The organism is Yinghuangia sp. ASG 101, assembly GCF_021165735.1.
GTDB lineage: Bacteria > Actinomycetota > Actinomycetes > Streptomycetales > Streptomycetaceae > Yinghuangia.
Window position 1 is genome coordinate 4276350 of the sequence record NZ_CP088911.1, and the last position, 17116, is coordinate 4293465.

13 protein-coding genes are annotated in these 17116 nt (G+C 69.9%); 7 read left to right on the forward strand and 6 right to left on the reverse strand.

Features of this window, described 5'->3' with window-relative positions:
- Nucleotides 1-54 precede the first annotated feature (54 nt).
- Entirely contained in the window at nucleotides 55-492 is a 438-nt protein-coding gene (locus tag LO772_RS18335; protein WP_231773105.1) for an ATP-binding protein, read from the forward strand.
- Between the two features lie 566 nt (nucleotides 493-1058).
- Here the strand turns inward: LO772_RS18335 and LO772_RS18340 are convergent.
- From LO772_RS18340 to LO772_RS18350, 3 genes are all read right to left on the reverse strand, one after another.
- Nucleotides 1059-3224, reverse strand: coding sequence for a hypothetical protein (locus LO772_RS18340; protein WP_231773106.1), 2166 nt, complete (start codon nucleotides 3222-3224; stop codon nucleotides 1059-1061).
- Between the two features lie 538 nt (nucleotides 3225-3762).
- Nucleotides 3763-4959, reverse strand: a complete 1197-nt coding sequence (locus tag LO772_RS18345) for an IS110 family transposase (protein ID WP_231773107.1) — start codon at nucleotides 4957-4959, stop codon at nucleotides 3763-3765.
- A 191-nt stretch (nucleotides 4960-5150) separates the two neighbouring features.
- Nucleotides 5151-5747 carry a site-specific integrase gene (locus tag LO772_RS18350; protein ID WP_231773108.1) on the reverse strand — a complete coding sequence of 199 codons (597 nt, stop codon included), beginning with the start codon at nucleotides 5745-5747 and terminating at the stop codon, nucleotides 5151-5153.
- Between the two features lie 1204 nt (nucleotides 5748-6951).
- On the opposite strand from LO772_RS18350, the gene LO772_RS18355 reads away from it, so the two are divergent.
- The 3 genes from LO772_RS18355 to LO772_RS18365 are packed head-to-tail and all read left to right on the forward strand — an operon-like array spanning nucleotide 6952 to nucleotide 10573.
- Nucleotides 6952-7461 carry a 2Fe-2S iron-sulfur cluster-binding protein gene (locus tag LO772_RS18355; RefSeq protein WP_231773109.1) on the forward strand — a complete coding sequence of 170 codons (510 nt, stop codon included), beginning with the start codon at nucleotides 6952-6954 and terminating at the stop codon, nucleotides 7459-7461.
- Nucleotides 7458-8447 (forward strand): FAD binding domain-containing protein, encoded by a 990-nt coding sequence (locus tag LO772_RS18360; protein ID WP_231773110.1) that lies wholly within the window; start codon nucleotides 7458-7460, stop codon nucleotides 8445-8447. The genes LO772_RS18355 and LO772_RS18360 overlap by 4 nt, the downstream gene beginning before the upstream one ends.
- Nucleotides 8444-10573 (forward strand): xanthine dehydrogenase family protein molybdopterin-binding subunit, encoded by a 2130-nt coding sequence (locus LO772_RS18365; RefSeq protein WP_231773111.1) that lies wholly within the window; start codon nucleotides 8444-8446, stop codon nucleotides 10571-10573. The genes LO772_RS18360 and LO772_RS18365 overlap by 4 nt, the downstream gene beginning before the upstream one ends.
- A gap of 98 nt (nucleotides 10574-10671) precedes the next feature.
- Here the strand turns inward: LO772_RS18365 and LO772_RS18370 are convergent, their stop codons facing one another.
- Nucleotides 10672-10947: a hypothetical protein gene (locus LO772_RS18370; RefSeq protein ID WP_231773112.1), complete on the reverse strand. Its 276-nt coding sequence runs from the start codon at nucleotides 10945-10947 to the stop codon at nucleotides 10672-10674.
- A gap of 196 nt (nucleotides 10948-11143) precedes the next feature.
- On the opposite strand from LO772_RS18370, the gene LO772_RS18375 reads away from it, so the two are divergent.
- Nucleotides 11144-11782 (forward strand): hypothetical protein, encoded by a 639-nt coding sequence (locus LO772_RS18375; RefSeq protein ID WP_231773113.1) that lies wholly within the window; start codon nucleotides 11144-11146, stop codon nucleotides 11780-11782.
- Here the strand turns inward: LO772_RS18375 and LO772_RS18380 are convergent.
- Both LO772_RS18380 and LO772_RS18385 read right to left on the reverse strand, forming a co-directional pair.
- Nucleotides 11734-12435 carry a response regulator gene (locus LO772_RS18380; protein WP_231773114.1) on the reverse strand — a complete coding sequence of 234 codons (702 nt, stop codon included), beginning with the start codon at nucleotides 12433-12435 and terminating at the stop codon, nucleotides 11734-11736. The two genes, LO772_RS18375 and LO772_RS18380, sit on opposite strands and share 49 nt — an antisense overlap.
- The gene (locus LO772_RS18385) at nucleotides 12432-13724 is read right to left on the reverse strand and encodes a sensor histidine kinase (protein ID WP_231773115.1); all 1293 of its coding nucleotides are present in this window, start codon (nucleotides 13722-13724) and stop codon (nucleotides 12432-12434) included. Before LO772_RS18385 ends, LO772_RS18380 begins: the two co-directional genes overlap by 4 nt.
- Nucleotides 13725-13877: 153 nt before the next feature.
- Here LO772_RS18385 and LO772_RS18390 point away from each other — a divergent pair, with 153 nt between their 5' ends.
- Both LO772_RS18390 and LO772_RS18395 read left to right on the forward strand, forming a co-directional pair.
- Entirely contained in the window at nucleotides 13878-14558 is a 681-nt protein-coding gene (locus LO772_RS18390; RefSeq protein WP_231773116.1) for an ABC transporter ATP-binding protein, read from the forward strand.
- A complete protein-coding gene (locus tag LO772_RS18395) occupies nucleotides 14555-17041 on the forward strand; it encodes an ABC transporter permease (protein ID WP_231773117.1) in 2487 nt (828 codons plus the stop codon). Before LO772_RS18390 ends, LO772_RS18395 begins: the two co-directional genes overlap by 4 nt.
- The last annotated feature ends 75 nt before the right edge of the window (nucleotides 17042-17116 follow it).

Sequence of the window (17116 nt, forward strand, 5' to 3'; positions counted from 1 at the left end):
GCGTACTCAGGCTACCGTGCACGTACTTAAAGTACTAGTTGCGGAGTGATCGAGGTGACGAACCGCACTGATCCCCCCACGGAAGCCCGCTTGCTCGTCCACGGCGGGGGCGTCCTTCCCGGCCTCCCCGAGTCGATCAGCAACGTGCGCGACCTGATCCGCACACTCGTCGGGGATTCACCGACCATCGAGGACGCCCTACTCGTCGCAACCGAGGTAGCGACCAACGCCGTCCTTCACACCCGATCAGGGCTACCCGGCGGCACGTTCACCATCTACGCCGAAGTTCGCGCCGCAGGAGACACACGAACCCTGCACCTCAGAGTCCACGACGAGGGCCCGCGAACAACGCAGCACGACGACCCCAGGCCGGCCGACCAACGCGGACGCGGGCTCATGCTCGTCGATGCCCTCGCAAGCCGATGGGGCATGGAGCCACGCACACCCGGCCACGTCGTCTGGCTCGAACTGGACTGGAAAGAAGCGGAATAGCCGCGCCGGCCACCACGCCCGAGAACCGCGAACCCGCGACACCCGATGCGTCCGAACGCGCGGCAGTTCCAAGCCCAGTTGACCACAAGCACGTTGCCGGTCCGTGGACGCGTACCGCGCCGATCGACCTTCGGCCGATCCGGGGGAAGTTCCGTCCTTCCCCCGATCCCCCTACGCGGTTCGTGACGACGCCTGCCCGCTGGCCTTGGCTCCCGGACTTGGGTGCCCCCGGCCCCGGCTTGCCTGCCACTCACCCGCGTGTGGTCGAGCTTCAAGCGCTGATCAACTGCCGAATTAATCTCTACTGGATCAAGGGCGCGCCGCAAGCGGCGCGCCACCACCCGGCCGGCTGCGGCCCGCCGCGCGTGCGGCGTGGCCGCCGGTCACGGCGGGCCCCGGCTGACCGGGCGGAAACCGCCAGCGCTCAATGCCACTTGATCGGGAGGACATGGCGATGACGGTCGTTCCCTCGTCAAGTCCGGTTCACCTCGCCGCGTTGCTGCGAGGGACATTGAGCCGCCACGCGACCTACGAGCGGGCCTATTTCAGCCGAAGTACCACTTGGGTCACTTTGTGGCTGCGTAGTGCATCAGCTTCTGCGCAAGGTCAAGCACAGGTGGGCTGTACTCCAACTCCCGCAAAGCGGGTTGCGAAATTCCCAACTTGCCAAACTCGGCCAGCTTTAGCAAGTACATGTGCCCACGAAGCTCCACGCAGCCAATATCTTGTAGATAATCCATAACTATGCGGGCGCGCCTATTCTCGCCGATCACGAGATTATCCATAAGAGGCTGGAAGATGCCAGCTTCTCCCTTTTTCGCATTCTTGAAGCGCAGCACCAGCCGTCGAAGCTCCAGATAGAGTAGATAAGCTTCTTGCTGCCCTCTGGCGAATGCATCAAGGCTCACGTGCTGTTGATACTGGCTCCAGGGGTGCTGAAGGCTCTCACCAGTAACAATAAGCCGAGCAGGATCAATTACTCGTATGCGAAGGTTTTCGCTTACGATCGATCCCACGTTGATCAAGACTGGAAAATCTTCTGCCCCTTGCGCTGGGAAAATCTGCACGTCCGCAGCAGCCATAAGGAGGTCCTGGCAGGTTGCGAAGACCGCCGGTCCCAGTTTAAACGATCCTCCGCCCCCTCCAAGAGTGACCTCAGGGACTTCAAAAAGGTCGGCGTAGCTCAATTCACGTGGAAAAATAACCCCAAGAGTTCCAGGATCTGATGCGAACTTTAGTGGCCCCACGGAGATTGCGTGATCGCCGGAGGGGATCGGTGAAATTACGGCAAAAGAGGAATAGAGCCGGTCACCTCTCTTTCCGATAATTACATTCAGGATGTCCCTGGCTTCACACATGGATTTGAATGATTCGTAAAGAGCTCCGAAAACCTCTGAATGGCAGGTTGCCATGGCGTCGCCTGGAGAGGACCATAGCAACGAGGCGAAATAGCCAAACATCGGACTATGCTTCCACTCGGGGGAGAGCAGGCGTGTCCTGATGTTTTTCGCTGCGAGGGAAGACGTCGTCGGACTCGAAAGTGCGCGGGCCGTTACATAATCTCGAAAAATAACGTTGAACCACTCAGTTCCACGAAGGAACGGGTGATTCATTAGCTGTGCACTAACCGCCGCATCGTACGAATCACGGAGCCTATCCGGGAGATGTGCGGGGAGGCTGACGGTGATGCCCAAGTTTTCGATCAGGTCGAGCAGCCGAGCACACTGCTCCTCGGGCGTGTACAGCACACCTGCAAGAAGATCATTCCCATGCAGGGAGAATTCGACAGTTTCGCAGAACTGCGAAGTTAGCTTATGCTGCTCGCGAAGCAGCAAGTCATCAATAACTTGAGCAACCAAATCCCAGTGCGGCAAAGCCTCGTTCGTTTTCTTCGAAGTCAGCTCTCGCTGGAGGCCAACGAAGTTATCTACCGCCAGAAACTCCGCGACCACGTCCAGCACTGGGGCATATCCCAAAAACGGCCGCACTTCTTCTGACTGCCATGGGTCCGAGGATGCTGGAGCCAACGCGGAGGACAAGAGGACAAAAATCTGATCTCTGACGGCAGCAAATGGACCGGAGTGTTTCTGATGAACCGGTTCGGCCTGTCGAGCTGTGTAAACATCCGTCATTCTATGATCGAGATAAGATTCCGCCTGAGCCCTGCTGAAAGGCAGAATTTCATAGTGCTCATAAGCAAGGCCGCGATCGTCGAATACAGAGGTAAGATACCTGGTGCTTTCAACTCGAGAGAGGAGAATTATGGAAGGCTTTCCCGAAAACGTCAGTGCCGTTTCGGTAAGCCCACGCACAAAAGCTTGGAAATTTGCTTGCCCAGACCGAACCTCAGCCTCGTCTAGGGCATCCACGACCAGGGTTGCTTTCCCCTCGGAAAGTCGGCCAAAAAATTGAGCGAAATTCATTGCTCCCATGGCCTTGGACAAGGACCCTTCTAGGGTTCCATCGCCGACCTGAAGAGTCGAAAGATCCAATAGTGGTGCTTTCAGAACGCGGCTCATATGGGCTGCTGCCGCGCTTTTTCCTACGGCGGCAGGAGCCGTAATCAAAAGAAGTTGTGGGCTTACAGGCATGCAAGTTGAAATACGCTGAACTTCGGGGATCGTGTAGCGATTTCCCTCCGAGTGGACTTCGCAAACACCATAGCGGTCAGAGAGAAGTCCAGGCCATTTCGATGCGGACGCGCAAAGGCTCGAGATCTCTGAAAGCAGCATCGATATTCCCCCATAAAGCACTTAAGTCTCAACGAGACGCGACGCGAACGGTTGCGACCGCTCGTGTTCAGCATGCAAGCGTACGAGACGCAGGCTCGGTACGGGTGTGAAACGGGTGATCCGGGCCCGTGCCCGGGCTTACATACCGGGCTGCGGATGTTGCTGCGTCACGCAGTGTGAAGAGGCAGCTACTTAACGAAGAGCCAGCGGACCGCTCAGGAACCCTGGGCAAGCCGCTATACAGCAGTTGAGTACAGCAACGGGGTAGACCTGCATTGGACTTGGCTGAGCGGATGAGCCGCCAACAGAGCCGTGATGACCGTAGATGTCCGAGCCCGCGCGAGCTACGGATCAAAAGGTTGCAGGTTCGAATCCTGCCGAGCGCACCAGCTCAGAGGCCCACTCGGATGATCGAGTGGGCCTCTTGCTTTGCGGTGGGAGCCAAGTTGGGAGCCAGGGTCAGGAGTTCGCGTTGTTCGGCTCTTCGGGGGCCTGAGCCGCGGGAGCCGAGGGCGTCCGACGCTTCCTAATGTCGTTGTCAAGCCGCTGTGGTCACTGGGGGTGTGACGTGATAGCACCGTCGGTCACGGATCAGGGCCCACAGGACGTTGACCCGTCGACGGGCCAGAGCCATCACGGCCTGGACGTGTCGCTTGCCCTCCGCGCGCTTGCGGTTGTAGAACCTCCGCGAGTTCGGATCACAGCGGATGCTCACCAACGCCGAGGTATAGAAGACCCGTTGGAGTCGGCGGTGGTAGATGGTCGGCCGGTGCAGGTTGCCACTGACCTTGCCGGAGTCGCGGGGCGCGCGGGCGACGCCGGCGAAGGCGGCCAAGGCGTCCGGGGAGGCGAAGCCGTCCAGGCTGCCGCCGACTCCGGCCAGGAACTCGGCGCCGAGCACGGTCCCGATGCCCGGGACGCTCTCGACTATGTCGGCGAGTTCGTGCTCGCGAAACCGGCCCTCGATGAGCTTGTCCATCTCGGCGATCTGCTCGTTGAGGGCCATCACCCCCTCGGCCAGGCTGTGGACCAGCCTGGCGATGGTCTTCTCCCCGGGGATGACCGTGTGCTGGCGCTGGGCGGCCTCGACGGCCGCCTCGGCCAGGGCTCTGGCGTTGCGGACCTTGCGGTTGGCCAGCCACTTCGTCAGGCGTGCGACGCCGACGCGGCGGATCGCGGCCGGGGTCTGGTACTCGGTCAGCAGCTTGAGCGGGCCGACGTTGGTCACGTCCAGGGCCCGTTCCAGGGCCGGGAACATGCTCAGCAGGGTGCCGCGCAGGCGGTTGACGGCGCGGGTGCGGTCCTCGACCAGGTCGGCACGGCGGCCGGTCAGCAGCCTGAGCTCGATCGCGTTCTCGTCGCCGGGCCGAACCGGCTGCAGATCCCGCCGCATCCGGGCCTGGTCGGCGATCACGTAGGCGTCACGGGCGTCGGTCTTCCCCTCGCCGCGGTAGCCGTCGGCCGCCCGGTTCACCAGGCGGCCGGGGATGTAGAGGACCTCTTGGCCGTGCGCGATCAGCAGGCTCAGCAGCAGGGCCGGTTCACCGCCGGTCATGTCGATCGCCCAGGTGACCGCGCGGCCGTCGGCCAGGGCCAGGACGTCGCCGATCAGCTTCAGCAACTCGGGCTCGTCGTTGGCCACCCGCCGCGACAGCAAGGTCTTGCCACCAGCATCCAAGGCCAGACCGTGATGGTGGCTCTTGCCGCTGTCGATCCCCGCCCATATCCGGCTCATCGTGCTCCTGACGTGCGTGTGCGTGCTGTTCGTACCACGGACGACCTCGCCGGCATTGCTCTACTCAGCGACTTGCTCGCACTTCCTAATCGGCGGCCGAGTCGTCGTGGGGCGCTGGGCGGCGAAGCGTCGGAAACCACGAAACGGCAGCCGCCTGATAGCCACACCCAGCACCCCTGGGCGGTCCAACCCTACGAATGACCAGACCAACCCGGCTCAGAAGGTAGAGCCGCCTGATCTTGTGACGTCGGGGGCCCGCCTTCGCCGGCCCCGTGAGCACCGCGGAGAGCCGACACCGCCGCCGCGCGTTTGTCCCCTTCGACCCGGTGCCCGTACACGTCCTTCGTGATCGCGATGCCCGCGTGCCCCAGGACCTCGGAGACGACGTGCGGGGGAGTGCCCTGGGCGAGTATGAGAGAGGCCCCCGAGTGCCGGAGTTCGTGCGGGTGCCAGTGCCCGAGGCCGGCCTTCGTCGCGGCGCGGGGGAACGCGTGCGAGAAGTTGTCCGGGGCGAACGGTGTGCCCACTTCGCTCGGGAAGATCAGGCCGTGTTCCTGCCCGGCGTCACCGGCCTTGTCACGGGCCCGCTTCTGTTCGGTCCGGTGCTTCCCCAGCAACGCCGCCAGTTCGGGAGTCAGGAGCAGCGTTCGCCGCGAACGTCGTGACTTGAGCCCGTGCACGACGAGCCGCGTTTTCCGTTCGCCCGGCTTGGGGTCGCGTACCTTGATCCGCTTCACCGCGTGTGTGATGCGCAACGTTTTCGCCTGGTCGTCGAAGTCGGACCACATCAGCTCTCCGGGGAGAAGGAGAGGGCCTTCTGCGTGGTTCGTGTCTGGGGAGGATGCGAAGTGTGGCTGGGGTCGGGGGAGTTGGTCGTCGAGTTGGTTGAGGGCTGCTCGGGTGTCGTCGCTTGGGAGGTGGCGCCTTTGTGGTGATGGAGATCTGTGGTGGCTGGGGATTTCCGTGACCACGTGTGGGGGACGCCGCGAGCGGCGGGCGGTGGGTGTGGGGGGACGAGCGGGCGGGGTGACGGCATCGCCGAGTCCGTGCGCTGGTTGTGTGCTCGTTACCATCGTGTGGAGGCGACCAGCCGCGAGTTATTGAGGGGGGCACGAGCCCATGACAGCCGCTGCGGGGCAGCCGAATTCGCCCGGGGCTCCTCAGGCGCACGTGCCCTCGACGCCATACGCGAATCCGCAGATCGCGCCTTCGCGGGTTCCTGAGCCTCACATTCCGTTCGCACCGGCATGGCCCGCGCCCCCGCCCGCCAATCTCGCGCAGGCCCACCCGGGAGACGCGTCACAAGCGTTCATCGACCGAGGCGGCGCCGGCGCCGGGCCCGCCAGCGCCGCGGCGCCCGGCCCCGCGAGTGCGCCTTCGGCGCCGAGCGACCCCAGAGTCCTGTGGCAGGCAGGCGCCTTCGACCAGGTCATGAGCACTCTCTCGCCGGCTGCCCAAGCGGCGACGCGACCGCCCGCGCGGGGCACCGGCCCGACCAGCGCGCCATCCCGGACGTCCCAACGATCCCGGTCCAAGGGAGCATCCCTGGAGATGCGACGCAGGCCGGGCTCCGGCAATAGGGGCTGAATGCAATGCGGGGACCCTGGCCCGCACGCTGTGGATCTCATCGCCCGCGAACGTCGTCAGGTTGCGGCTCGTACGACTCGGTTTGTTTGGTGGTGGCTTCGTGCTGCCCTGTGCGCGGAAGTGTGGGTCTAGGGGCCTGGTCTGGGTGGGGCGTGGTCTTCGTTGGTCGCTCCGGTCGCTCGGTCGCTCGGTCGCTCCGGTCGCCGCGGTTGGGGTGGGTGTTCGGGTTGCTCCGTTTGGCGGTGGTTCGGGGGCGGGGGCGGGTGGGGTGGTGGCAGCATGGCGGGAGCAAAATGACAATAAATCGGGCGTAGTTGGTGCTATTCGCGCGTCGGGATGGTGGGCGGGGACGCCGCGTCGGCGGCGTACGGACGTGACGCCCCGCCGCCGAAAGGACACGCGACCATGGACGTGGACATCGCCCTCCACGTGGACGGACAAGAGCGCCGGCTGACCGTGGACACCCGGACCACGCTGCTGGACGCGCTGCGCGAGCGGCTGGGCAACACCAGCCCGAAGAAGGGGTGCGACCACGGCCAGTGCGGTGCCTGCACCGTGCTCCTCGACGGGGAGCGCGCCCTCAGCTGTCTGGCGCTCGCGGTCGCGTACCAGGGCGCGCACGTCGTCACCGCGGCCGGGCTGGTCGGAGCGGGGGACGAACCGCACCCCGTGCACAGCGCGTTCATCGCCCACGACGCGTTCCAGTGCGGCTACTGCACCCCCGGCCAGATCGTCTCCGCGGTGGGGATGCTGGCCGAGGCCGACGCCGGTCGCCCGAGCGCCGTCACCGGGGACCTCACCAGCGGCACGGTGGCGCTCGACGACGGGGAGATCGCCGAGCGGATGAGCGGCAATCTGTGCCGTTGCGCGGCGTACGCCAACATCCGGACCGCGATCGCGGAGGTGGCGCGATGAGGCCGTTCCGCTACGAGGAGACCGACGACGCGGACAGCGCCGTGCGGTTGCTGACGCGGGAGCCGGACGGCGCCTATCTGGCGGGCGGCACCAACCTCGTCGACCTGATGAAGCTGGGCGTGGCCCGCCCCGACGTACTCGTCGACGTGCGTCGGCTGACCTCGTCCACGATCGACGACCTGCCCGACGGCGGCCTGCGCGTGGGGGCCGCGGTCACCCACAGCCGACTCGCCGCCGACCTGCGGGTACGCCGCCTCTACCCGATGCTGGCGCAGGCGGTGCTCGCCGGCGCGTCCGGCCAACTGCGCAACATCGCGACCTGCGGCGGCAACCTGGTGCAGCGGACGCGCTGCGTCTACTTCCAGGACGTGACCACCCCGTGCAACAAGCGGGAGCCGGGTTCGGGGTGCGCGGCGGTCGAGGGGTACCACCGGGACCTCGCGATCCTCGGCGCGTCGGAGCACTGCGTCGCGACGCATCCCTCGGACATGGCCGTCGCGCTGACCGCGGCGGACGCGGTCGTCCGGGTGCGCGGCACCGACGGCGAACGCGCCATCCCGTTCGGCGCGTTCCACCGGCTGCCGGGCGAGACGCCGGAGCGCGACACCAACCTGGCGCACGGCGAGCTGATCACCGCGATCGACCTGCCGCGCCTGCCCGTCGCCGCCCGCTCCGGCTACCGCAAGATCCGCGACCGCGCGTCGTACGCCTTCGCACTCGTCTCCGCCGCCGTCGCGCTGCACGTGGAGGACGACGTGGTGCGCGCGGTGCGCATCGGTCTGGGCGGTGTGGCGCACCGCCCGTGGCGCGCCCACCGGGCCGAGGAGATGCTTCTGGGCGGACCGGCCACCGACGAGGCCTTCCGCGCCGCCGCCGAGGCCGAACTCGCCGAGGCGCGCCCGCTGCCGGGCAATGCCTTCAAGGTGCCGCTGGCCCGGAACGTCGTCGTCGGCATGCTGAACGAACTCGCGGAGGACCAGCGATGACCACCACCCGCACTCCCGCGGTCGGGACGCCGCTCAGTCGGCTCGACGGCCCCGCCAAGGTGCGCGGCGCCGTGCCCTACGCGTACGAGCACCAGGTCACCAACCCGGCGTACCTCGCCCTGGTGCTCTCGTCGGTGACGCGCGGCACCGTCACCGCGGTCGACGACGCGGCGGCGCTGGCGGAGGCCGGGGTGCTGGCCGTCCTCACCCACGCGAACGCGATGCGGTTGGCGGACGACGACCCCGAACTCGCCGTCCTGCAGTCGGCCGACGTGCGCTGGCGGTGGCAGATCGTCGCCGCGGTGGTCGCGGAGTCGTCGGAGATCGCCCGCCACGCGGCGAGCCTCGTGCGCGTCTCGTACGACGAGGCACCGCACGACACCGAGATGCGCACCGACGGTGAGCTGGAGAAACCGGGCGATCACGTCGGTCTGTTCGGGACGGCCGAGGGTGAGCTGAACAACGGCATGCCCGACGCGGACACCGAGGTCGGCGACGTCGAGGCCGCGCTCGCCCGGGCGGCCGTCACGGTCGACGCCACGTACACGACGCCGCACGCGTTCCAGCACCCGATGGAGCCGCACGCCGCGATCGCGCAGTGGACGGCACCGGACCAGGTCACCATTCACTGCGGTTCGCAGGGGGTGTCGGACGCTCGGCGCTGGATCGCCGGGACGCTCGGCCTGCCCCCGGAGCACATCCGGCTCATCTCCCCGCACGTCGGCGGCGGTTTCGGCGCGAAAACGTTCCCGCAGTCGTATGCCGTCGTCACCGCGATGGCGGCGAAGACCGTCGGCCGTCCGGTCAAGCTCGCCCTCACCCGGCAGCAGATGTTCGTGCTGACCGGCTACCGGGCCCCTTCGAGCCACCGCATGCGGCTGGGCGCCGACCGCGACGGGCGGCTCACCGCGATCGCGCACGACTCGGTGCAGCAGACCGCCCGCGCCAAGAAGTACGCGGAGCAGGTGGCCGTCGTCTCCCGCACGATGTGGGCGGCCCCCCACCGCCGGACGACCCACCGCCTCGTGCCGCTGGACGTGCCCGTGCCGACCATCATGCGCGGGCCCGGCGAGGCCCAGGGCTCGTTCGCGCTGGAGTCGGCGATGGACGAGATGGCGGCCGAACTCGGCCTGGACCCCGTCGAGTTCCGCGTGCGCAACGAGCCCGACGGCCACCCCGAGTCCGGACGGCCGTTCTCCAGCCGCCGCCTGATCGAGTGCCTGCGCGAGGGCGCCCGGATCATCGGCTGGGACCGCCGCGACCCGACCCCGCGGTCGCGGCGCGAGGACGGCTGGCTCGTCGGCACCGGGGTGGCCGCGGGGTCGTACCCGTCGCCGCAACTGCCGGGCAACGCCACGCGGATCCAAGCCGCCGCGGACGGCCGCCACACCGTGTCGATCGCCGCCGCCGACATCGGAACGGGCACTTGGACGACCCTCACCCAGATCGCCGCGGACGCCCTGGACGTCGAGATCGACGCGGTGACGCTGCGCATCGGCGAGACCGGTCTGCCGGCCGCGACGTCGGCCGGCTTCTCGTCGGGCACGAGCAGCTGGGGCGGCTCCATCGACGCCGCCGCGCGGGAACTCCGGCGCCTCGTCGACGAGGAGCACGGCGGGAGCATCCCGTCCCAGGGGCTCGACATCACCGTGACGGCACCCGTGAACCCGTACGCGTCCCGGTACGAGATGTACTCCTTCGGCGCCCAGTTCGCCGAGGTGCGGATCCACGAGCAGACCGGCACGCCGCGCGTCTCGCGGCTGGTCGGGGTCTTCGACGTCGGGCGCGTCATCAACCCCAAGACCGCCCGATCGCAGCTCACCGGCGGGATGATCCAGGGCATTTCGATGGCGCTGCACGAAAACGGCGTCATGGACCCGCGCCACGGGCAGATCGTGAACCACGACTTCGCGGGCTACCACATCGCCGCGAACGCCGACATCGGCAGCGTGGAAGCGCATTGGATCGGCACACCCGACTCGTACACCAACTCGCTGGGCTCGAAGGGCCTCGGCGAGGTCTGCGTCATCGGCACGGCCGCGGCCGTCGCCAACGCCGTCCACCACGCCACCGGAGTCCGTGTGCGCGACCTCCCGATCACCCTGGACAAGCTGCTGCGCCGGTGACGCCCGCCCGACTGCCGACCACCGGAAGGCGTCGCGTGAAGGCGGTGGGGGCGGCGCGTGCGGACGGCTGCGGCGATCCGCTGTCGGCTCCGGCCGCCTCAACGCGGGGGCATGCCGTGCCACACGATCTCGTGTATCCGAAACCTGCGCGAGTATTGGCCTGTCAAGCCCTTGCGAATCACGATGAAGCCGTCGTCGCCGTCCCGAAGCACCCATTGCTCGTTTGATCCCGCCACCGGGTCCGGGGAATGGAGGTGCACCGCGTGGTGCCACAGCCTGGCGAGTGCCTGTTCCCGTGTCCCGGTGATCTCGTCGATCACCTTGATGTGCTCGCCGCGGCTCGTCTCGATCACGGTCATCGCCCAGCGGACCATACGTCTCCTCCTGGCTTGTCCGGAGTATCGGCGGGATGAAGTCAGTGACGCCGCCTGCGCGGTGCCGGGTTCCGCGGGCACCTCGCCTGCCGGGAACCGGCAACGAGCGGGGGAGCACCGGTGCGGGAGTGAGGGCTGGTGCGCCACCCCGGGGCGCGGCCATCGTGTCCCAGAGAGACGGGAGGGGTGAGGAGTCGTGGCCGAGACGGGCCGGGTGCGGCAGTGGCTGGCGGGGGCGGAGCACGGGAGTGCGCGGGCGCTGGGCGTCCTGTGGCTGGTCTGTCTGCCGCTCGCGTTCTTTTTCGGCCAACTCACGTATGACGTACCCGTCCACAGCGCGAAGGCGGCCGGTGCCGCGTTCGGGTGGTACGGCGAGGACGGCACGGTGACGGTGACGCACGTCAAGAAGGTCACCAAGAGCCGCGGCGGTACGGAACGGCGGTGCTACGGCGACTTCCACGCGCGCGACGGCGACGGTGCGGCGGTGACCGGCGTCCGCGTCCACCTCGACGGCGGCTGTACGCCGGGCCGCACGGTCGACGTGCGCCTGCTCCGCGCGGACACCGGCAGTTGGCTGATCGACCACGACGACGAGGCGTTCGCCGGCACGGGAGCGGGGACGCCGCTCGTGCTGCTCGTCTTCATGGGCCTGTTCTGCCTCGTCGTCGGCGGGCCGTTCATGCTGTGCGCTCTCCTGTTCCCGTGCCTCATGGTGCTCGTCGCCGTCCGGCGCCGGCGGGCGCGACGGGAGGCGGAACACGGGGCGGCCACCGGCCCGCCGGCGGATCAGCCCGGAGGATCGGAGGCCCCCGGCGTGACGAGCGCGGATTCGTAGGCGAGGACCACGGCCTGCACGCGGTCGCGCAGCCGGAGTTTGGCCAGGATCCGGGTCACGTGTGTCTTGACGGTCTCGATGCTCAGGGTGAGGGCGGCGGCGAGTTCGGCGTTGCTCAGGCCCCGGGCGAGGAGCCGCAGGACCTCGAGTTCGCGCGGGGTGAGGGTGGCCAGGGCGGCGTGCGCCGACGGTCCCGCGGTGGCGGCGGGGCGGGCGAAGCGCTCCACGAGGCGGCGGGTGATGGTGGGGGCGAGGAGGGCGTCCCCGGCCGTGACCAGGCGTACGGCGGCGACGAGTTGCTCGGGTGTGACGTCCTTCAGCAGGAAGCCGCTCGCGCCCGCGTTGAGCGCTTCGTAGACGTACTGGTCGAGATCGAACGTGGTCAGGATGATGACGCGGACCGGCCGCCCGTCGCGGGCGGGCGACGGGTCGGCCATGATGCGGCGGGTGGCCGCCAGGCCGTCCAGGCCCGGCATGCGGATGTCCATCAGGACCACGTCGGGGCGGGTGCGCCGGACCGCCCCGCACGCGTCGTCGCCGTCCGCGGCCTCCGCGACGACGTCGATACCGCCGGCGGCGAGGATCATGCGGAACCCGGAGCGGACGAGCGCCTGGTCGTCGGCCACGACGACGCGCAGCGGGGCGGCGGTCACGCGGCCGGCACCGGGATCGTCGCGCGGACGCGGTAGCCGCCGGTCGGCCGCGGTCCCGCCTCCAGCCGGCCGCCGTGCAGGGCGACGCGCTCGGTGAGGCCGAGGAGTCCGCGCCCGGCGCCGAGGCGTTCGGGGCGCCGCCCGTCGGCCGGGCCGTCGTCGGCGACGCCGACGCGCACGGTGTCGCGGCGGTACGCCAACGTCACCTCGGCGTGCGTGCCCGGCGCGTACTTCAGGGCGTTCGTCAGGGCCTCCTGCACGACGCGGTACGCGGTCAACTCGACCCCGGGCGGCAGCGGGCGCGCGTCGCCGCACGTCTCCAGGCGCACGTCGAGCCCGGCGGTCCGCACGCGGTCGACGAGGACCGGGAGGCGCGTGAGGTCGGGCTGCGGGGCCAGGGGCGGGCCCGGCGCGTCGCCGTCCGGCGCGGCGGGACGGCCACCCGGCGCGGGTTCGTCGGCGGTGGTCAGCACGCCGAGAAGATGCCGCAGCTCGGCCATCGTCTCGCGTCCGCTGGTCTCGACCGCGCGCAGGGCCTCGACCGCGCTGTCGGGGTCCGAGCGCAGGACCATGCGCGCGGCTCCGGACTGGATCACCATCACGCTCACATTGTGGCTGACCACGTCGTGGAACTCCCGGGCGATGCGCGCGCGTTCCCGGGCGACGGCGACCTCGCGCTCGTGCTCGGCGCGCAGCGCGCGTCCGTGGAACGCGCCGGCCCGCGTACGCCAGGTGCCGATCGTGCGGCCGGTGACCCACGTCGTCGCCATGACCGCGAGCACGATCGTGCCGGGCGGGCCGCCGCTGGTGTCGTCGGGGAACCTCGCCACGAGCGCCAGCGTCGCCCACGCGAACACCGTCGCCGCGACCGGCAGGCGCCCGACATGGGCCGCGACCGAGTACGCGCCCAACGCCAGCGCCACGATGCCGACCACGGTCGGATCGTCGCCCGAGGACGGCAGTACGGCGCAGACCTGCACGCCGAACGCCGCGGCCGGACGACTCCGCCGCCACGCGAGCGCCGCCGTGGTAAGCGCACACAGCAGGCTCGCCCAGGCGCCCGGCTGCTCGTCGGGAGACGCCACCAGGAACGGCGTCCCGTGGACGTCGTTCATCAGCATCGGGGGCCGATCGGTGCCCGGGGCGAGTTCGTAGAGCACATAGAGCCCGAGCACCGTCGCCGCCAGCGCGAGCAACCCGTCGCCGCCGCGCGGGCCCGGGTGGCGCAGGAACGCCCAGGCGCGCCGGGACACCCGGCGGGGCGTCGGCGCGGGCGGCGTGGGCGTCATCCCGGCATTCTCGCCGCGGCCCGGCCGCGCCCGCATCGTGCCCGCGGACCCCTCCGCGTCCCTCGCGAGAGCCACGTGCCCCGTGCGGGGGACCGCGGGTTGGCTCCTCGTGCGGACGCCCGGTGACCGCCCCGCGACCTAGCGTCCGGGGCCATGACAGACGTGATCCGGCTCGAAGCCGTGACCAAGCGGTACGACGAGACCGGCCCCGCCGCGCTCGACGACGTCGGCCTGACCATCGGCGCGCACGAGGCGGTGGCGGTGATGGGCCCGTCCGGCAGCGGGAAATCGACGCTGCTCAACCTGATCGCCGGGCTGGACCGGCCGACGTCCGGAAGCGTCGCGGTCGCCGGCACGAGCCTCGGCGGCCTGTCGGAGACCGCCCTCGCCCGGTTCCGCCGCCGCAACATCGGCATGATCTTCCAGTTCTTCAACCTGCTCGACGACCTGACCGTGCTCGACAACGTGCTCATGCCGGCCCGCCTGGGCGGCACCCCGCCGCGCGAGGCCCGGACGCGTGCCGACGAACTGCTCGGCTTCCTCGGCATCGGGCGGCACGCGGACGCGTACCCGGCCCACCTCTCGGGCGGGCAGCGCCAGCGGGTCGCGATCGCCCGCGCCCTCATGAACCGGCCCCCGCTGCTCCTCGCGGACGAGCCGACCGGCGCCGTCGACAGCGCGACCGGGCGGCACATCACCGACCTGCTCCTCGAACTGCACCGCGACGGACAGGCGTTGCTGCTGGTCACGCACGACATCCGGCTCGCGCGGGAGTGCACGGGCCGGATCGTGCGGATCGTCGACGGGCGGCTCGACGCCGAGGAGGCGCGGTGAAGGCCGTCGTCGGCGCCGCGTGGGCGGCCGTCGTCCGGCGCCGCCTCCAGACCTTCGTCACGGCGGTCGTCGTCCTGCTCGCGTGTGCGACGTCGGTGCTCGCCCTCGGTCTGCTCACCGCGTCGCTCGCGCCCTTCGACCACGCCTTCGCCGAGCTGCGCGGCGCCCACGCGACCGTGAGCGTCGACGCCACGAAGGCGACCGAGGACCAGGTCCGGGCCACCGCCGACCGGCCCGGCGTCATCGCGGTCGGCGGCCCCTATCCGTCCGCGACCGCGGTCCCCACGCTGTCCGGCGGCCGGGCCGCGCCCACCGCGGTCACCGTCGTCGGCCGCGCGGACCCGGACGGTCCCGTCGACGCCCTCCGACTCGCCGCGGGGCGGTGGGTACGCGCGCCCGGCGAGGTCGTGATGGCCGCGTCCGGGCTGGTCCCGGGCACGGCCGTCGGCGACCGGGTCCGTTTCGGGGACGTCGAGTTGACGGTGGTCGGCGTCGCGTCGTCGGTCACCGAGACCGCGGCGGCGTGGACGCTGCCGGAGCAGATCGCGGCGCTGCGGCCGACCGGGAACTGCTGTGGGGCGGCCTCCGACTCCGCCTGTTGTGGGGCGGCCCCCGACTCTGCCTGTTGTGTGGCGGCCACCGACTCCGCCTGTTGTGGGGCGGCCACCGACTCCGCCGCGGCGGCGGCTGCCGCTGTACCGACCTTCCAGGTCCTCTACCGGTTCGCCGACGCGGGCGACGACACGGCGGTGTCCACCGGGGTCGCCGAGGTGCGCGCGGGGCTGCCGGAGGGCGCGGTCCTCGGGTCGACGTCGTATCTCCGCGCGCGGCACGAGGCCGCCGGGGTCGCGTCCCTGGTCGTGCCGTTCGTGACCGCGTCCGGCGTGCTCGGCATCGTCATGTCGGTGCTGATCGTCGGCAATGTCGTCAGCGGCGCCGTCGTCGCCGGATACCGGGGCATCGGCGTCCTCAAGGCGCTCGGGTTCACGCCCGCGCAGGTGTGTGCCGTGTACATCGCCCACGTGCTGTTTCCCGCACTGATCGGCGCGGCGCTCGGCACCGTCGTCGGGCACCTGCTGTCGATCCCGCTGCTCGCCGACACCGCGGACTCGTACGCGGTGCCCGAAGTCGCCGCGATCCCCTGGTGGGTGGACGTCGCGGTGCCCCTCGGCCTGGCGGTCGTCGTCTGTGCCGCCGCACTGGTTCCCGCGCTGCGCGCCGCACGGATCCCGGCGGTCCAGGCGATCGCCGTCGGGCGGGCGCCGCGCGGTGGACGCGGGTTCCGCGTCCACCGCCTTCTGGCCCGCACCCGGCTGCCGCGCGCGGTGAGCCTGGGCCTCGCGAGTCCGTTCGCCAAGCCGGGACGCACCGCGATGACGTTCGCCGCACTGCTGCTGGGGACGGCCGCCGTGACCTTCGCGTACGGCCTCCGCGGGACGCTCGACCGTGCCGACGACGGCCTGTCCCGGAACGGATCCTCGCAGGTCACCGTCGCGCTCCGGATGCCGCAGGCACCACCGGAGGGCCCGTTGCCGCCCCCCGCCCCGGCGGACCGCGGCGGCCCGTCGGCCGACCCCGAGGCCGTCGCCGCCGTGTTGCGCGCCGACCCCGGCACCGCCCGGTTCACCCCCGTCACACGCCTGTCGGTCCAGGTGCCGGGCCGGACCCAACCGGTCGAACTGACGGCGTACGACACCGATTCGTCGTGGCTCGGCTATCCCGTGCTCGCCGGACGCTGGTTCGAGGGCGGCGGCGAAGCGGTCGTCCCCACGGTGTTCCTGCGGTCGGCCGCGCTGGAACTCGGCGACGAGATCACCGTGGAATCGGACGGACGGCGCGCGACCGTGCGCATCGTCGGCGAGATCTTCTCCAACGAGGAGAACAGCATCCTCACCGACCGGGGCACCGCGGCGGCGCTGAGCCCCGGCGCCCCGATCGTGGAGTACGAGGTCCGGGTGGCGGACGGCACGAGCGCTGGCGCCTACGCCGCGCGGATCTCGGAGAACCCCGTGTTCGACGCGGGGGTCGGCGCCGCACAGACGCGCGACGCGTCCAACGGCACGATCACCGTCCTGCTCGGCCTCATCGGGCTCCTGACCGTTCTGCTCGCCGTCGTCGCCGCGCTCGGGGTGCTCAACACCGTCGCGCTGGACACCCGCGAGCGCGCACAGGCGATCGGCGTCCTGAAATCCCTGGGGATGACGCCGCGTCAGACCATGGCCATGGTGGTCACCTCGGTCGTCGCCCTCGGCCTCGTGGGTGGCGCGGTCGGCATCCCGCTCGGGGTCGCACTGCACCACCTCGTGGCCCCGGTCATGGCCGACACCGCCGACCTGCGGCTGACGGACCCGATGGTCGCGGTCTACGGCATACCGGCGTACGCGGCGCTCGCGGCGTCGGGCGCGGTGCCGGCCGCCCTCGGCGCGGCGCTCCCGGCGGCCTGGGCCGCCCGCACCCGTGCCGCGGCGTGGCGGACCGAGTGAGCACGCGCGGGCGGACGGTCTGACGCGACGACGGGGAGAGGCGGGGAGGGGAGGGGCCGGGGAGGGGCCGCGGCG